The 4,022-nt window shown below is 47.9% G+C and carries 3 protein-coding genes; all 3 read right to left on the minus strand.

The genetic code is table 11. The features are described 5' to 3' along the window. Window positions 1-127: 127 nt before the first annotated feature. The 3 genes from RMO84_RS19930 to RMO84_RS19940 all read right to left on the minus strand — a co-directional run bounded on the left by RMO84_RS19930 (window position 128) and on the right by RMO84_RS19940 (window position 3,934). On the minus strand, window positions 128-721 hold the full coding sequence (locus RMO84_RS19930; RefSeq protein WP_310490183.1) for a hypothetical protein: 594 nt from the start codon (window positions 719-721) through the stop codon (window positions 128-130). Next, the gene (locus RMO84_RS19935; protein ID WP_310490184.1) at window positions 722-2,608 is read right to left on the minus strand and encodes a HEAT repeat domain-containing protein; all 1,887 of its coding nucleotides are present in this window, start codon (window positions 2,606-2,608) and stop codon (window positions 722-724) included. Between the two features lie 198 nt (window positions 2,609-2,806). Next, complete coding sequence (locus RMO84_RS19940) at window positions 2,807-3,934, minus strand: iron-containing alcohol dehydrogenase family protein (protein ID WP_310490185.1); 1,128 nt, start codon at window positions 3,932-3,934, stop codon at window positions 2,807-2,809. Window positions 3,935-4,022: the final 88 nt, after the last annotated feature.

The following is a 4,022-nucleotide window of genomic DNA, read 5'->3' on the forward strand; positions in this document are numbered from 1 at the left end:
GTAATTAGTGGCATAAACCCGCCCCTACAGATTTTTCTTTATTTAATAGATCGACCCTGCCCTTTTTAAGGGGGGTAGGGGGATCTTCTATGGTTTAGGCTAACAAAGTTTAGTTTTCAGAACTTCCTCAGGAAGTTGCGACTGGTTGTAATGCCGCCAGTCGATTTAATTCTTGCGGCACGATATCTGTAGCTTGGGGCATAAATTCGGTCACGTAGCAGTCGCTGAGTGCGAGCAGAAAACCGCTGGCTGCTGGCGGCAGGGTTGCAGCGGTTTTTAAAAATGAATGCCACTGAGATCCATCCGTACCGTAGATATCGACCAAATATAAAGCGGCCAAATATTCCGCAAGGGGGTCGAGACAAAAGCGAAATTGTTGTTGCGAAGTCCCGATCGGTTGGATCGCATAGAGACGATGTTCGAGATATTCTAAGACTGCATCGGCGTCATCAATGCCGACCGCAAGTAAGGATTGAATCAACGCCGATCTTTGGGCTAAATGCGGCTGATATGTGGGATACAAACATTGCCATGCGACTAGTTTAGCCGCCTGATGGACGACTCGATCGGGTAGCCGATCGAGAGTGATATCGCGGTTGAGTTCATTGAGATAACCCAGCATCAAGCCCGGTACAGTCGCAGGAATATTACCAGTTTGAGACATCACTTGTTCGGCATATAGTTTAGCCAGGAGGACGGTAATTTGACCCGATCCGACCATTTATGACAGTCGAGTACAGATGGCAAAAAATTCGGCATCTGTAAACTTGTCTCGATGTCCCCGTTGCATCAAATAAGCTTCCATGAAAGAGGAGAGTTTATTTGTTTCTAACCGGAGGGGTTTGATGGTGGATTTATTCACCCTGCCTAATTTTTCCTCGATCCGGGAAGTAACAATCAGCGCATTGATTGGAAAATCGGGAGATTCCGGTTGAATCGACTCGCGAGTAGTCGGATTGAGTTCGGAAAACCTGTCGATAATTACTAAAATTCGGCGTTGACGCAGGAGTTTGGTGAGTAATTCTAAGCACAGTGGTTCGGGTTCGTCGATAAGCAATTGTAATTGACCACTAATTGCTTCGAGAAGCGCGGATTTACATTCAACGATCCGAAAATCTTCTTCTAGTAAAACTGGCAGCATTAATCGATCGCACAGCCGATCTGATTCGGTTTCGGCCATTGCCCAGCGAGCGATTTGACAGGCTAAACTAGTTTTGCCAGCACCACCTTCGCCCCAAATTAATAAGCGATTGCGCTGTTTGCCAAAAGTTTCTCGTAAGTTGCTAGGTGTGAGTTGTGCTTGAGTTTCACCATTAACAACTACCGGAATCGGGAGATAACAACTGCGCTGGCTGACTGTTTCGCGCTGACTAAATTGCGTTCTGGCGATCGGTAAATATTTTGCCACCCAGGCATCCAATACGCGCGGATGATAATGCCACCATCCGACAAATAGCACGTAGCGCAAGGGGACATTTATCCCAATTAAGGGGATCGAAAAATCGGTATAGGGTTTGAGCGCGTTATTAATTTTCAAGATCCACAATGGCGCAAGTTGTAAGATCGATAAAGCTAAAATGGGCACGATCGTCAGATAAGCCGCAATGCCCAAGATGAGTTTGTGTTCTAGCAACCAGGCGATCGATCGACCGAACCACCGCGTTTCTTGTTCTGCCTGAAGTGCTGTCAGCGGACGGCGAATGCGGGCAATTCCAGCTTCGGCATAGATGTCGTGACGCTCTTCTAATACTTTTAAAACTGGCGTGAATGTTTCGATCGCGCTATTTAATTGCGGCCAAGACAGCTTGCGCTCCAAATCCTGAAATCCACCCGCAATATTCCCCAAGCCTCTGACAGCCGCAAATTCGACATATTTTTCGGGGTTGTTTAACAGGTTGTTTAGTTCGGGAACGGCAACCTCAGCTAATTTAATCAACTCTGGAATCGCGACAACGCCATCGACACCCATCGCTCCTAAAGCATTGGCAGCATTGGCTTGAACTTGTGGATCGCTATCGCTCAAAGCTTTTACCAACGCCGGAATGGTCACTTTAATATCGACGCCAATCTGACGCAACGCATATGAGGCATAAATTCTCACATAGGAACTGCGATCCTGAAGCGATCGAATTAACTCTGTTTCCGCCGCTCTCGCCCCGACACCAATATTGCCCAACGCTAACGTTGCATACAGCCGCACTTGTTCGTCGTTATCCTGCAATGCCTGAATTAGAGCGGGTACGGCAGATTCCGCTTCCGCCCCCAGATCGCTCAAAATCGACACCACATTCAACTGTAGAGTCAGATTATCGCTGCCAATGGCTGGAACTAACGCCGGAATTGCCGGAGCACCGATTTTGACCAAACTTTCGATCGCTTGTCGTTGCAACCGGACATCGCGATCGCTCAATCGATCGATTAAGGGTGTAAATTGACTACTGACATCGACTTTAGGTAATGCTTGCGCCCAACTAGGCGGCATCCAAAACAAAGACAAGGCAAGACAAATTGCCAAGATCCGAGTACCCCGATCCCAAATACGACGCACACTTTTGCCAAACCGATCGGCCAGAAACAGAATTGTCAATTTAGGGCAAAACCAAGTCACGATGATGATGGTGAGGTGTTCGCTCTATTTTAACAAACTGAGCATTAGCTCAATCGATCGCTCAAATCGCGTGAGTTGCTCTTGTTAAGGTAAATGAGCCGACGCAAGCGTCTTCTAAACACTGAAAGAAACTTCTGCTGAGTGTGTTGGGTTTCATTCTTCAACCCAACCTACAGATCTCTTAATTATGGATTGTAACTAGACCGCTGTAAGCTTCTCAGCTTCAGTTCTACCTTCAATAATTGTCGTCGATACCATCGCTGCTACTAATTGTTCTGGAGTGACAGCAAATGGCAACCGATGTAGATCGGAATCTGGTTTGCAAGCCAGCGTTGCGGCATGGTGTAATTGCGAAATTGTAATTTCGTTCAAGCCCAGATCTGTCAAGGTTTTCGGCAAACCAATTTCAGCATAAAAATCGAGTAACTGTTGTCGAGCCGTAGCTGCTAGCTGGTTGCCCTGAAGCATTTCCTCTAATCGTAGTTGCACTAAAATCCCATAGGCCACTTTCTCGCCATGTAAGGCATGATGAGAGCCTGGAAGATGAGTTAGACCATTATGGACGGCATGGGCGGCAACAGTGCGACACTGGGCACCACCTAGCCCCCCGATGACTCCCGCCAGGAGGACGGTGGCATCGACGACTTCTTGCCAGTCGGCACCACCAGGTTGAGCTAGTGCGGCGGCTGACTTTTGGAATAAAATATCTCTGAGCACTCGTGCCTGTTGAACGGCAGCAATCAGCAACGTTTGTGAAGAATGACCGCTACTGACTGAAGCTTCGTACCATTTGGCGATCGCATCACCAATTCCAGCTACTAGCGTCCGTTGTGGTGCTGTTGCGACGATACTATAATCGAGCACCAAGAGATCGGGACACTTGGGCAAACTCACATCGGAGAGAAAAGCCCCCGACTCTGAATAGATATTCGATAATGCCGTCCATGCCGCACAGGTAGCTCCAGAAGTCGGAATCGTCACTACTGGTAATTTGCAGCGATCGGCCAACAATTTAGCCGCATCCAAACATTTACCCCCGCCGACACCGATAATCAGATCGGCTTGATGTTGAGTAACTGAATCGGTCAGTCGATCGAGACTAGCCTCACAACAATCGGGAGTATATTTAGCAGTGGCGATCTCCAAATCCGATCGATCGAGCAATACTTGCAATTGCATCAGAGTGAGACTATGTCCGCCACCAACAAGCAGCGGACGTTGACCTAAATGGCGAATATACTCGATCGATTCGACTAATGCCTGTTGTCCCCGCACCACTCGTGCAGGCGCAACCATCAAGGAAATCACAGCAGGATGAGTAGTCATGAGCAGCAAAAGGAAGGGAGTAAATGTATAGAAAGCTGGGAGTGGCTGGATCGGAAACGCCACCCCTCTATCTAATATTTTAATCTCT

The organism is Chamaesiphon sp. VAR_69_metabat_338, assembly GCF_031423935.1.
Taxonomy (GTDB): domain Bacteria; phylum Cyanobacteriota; class Cyanobacteriia; order Cyanobacteriales; family Chamaesiphonaceae; genus Chamaesiphon.

What these genes read in the sequence shown, in the direction of transcription:
- RMO84_RS19930 (WP_310490183.1), bottom strand. Translation starts at nt 721, where the DNA reads ATGGTCGGATCGGGTCAAATTACCGTCCTCCTGGCTAAACTATATGCC.
- RMO84_RS19940 (WP_310490185.1), bottom strand. Translation starts at nt 3,934, where the DNA reads ATGACTACTCATCCTGCTGTGATTTCCTTGATGGTTGCGCCTGCACGA.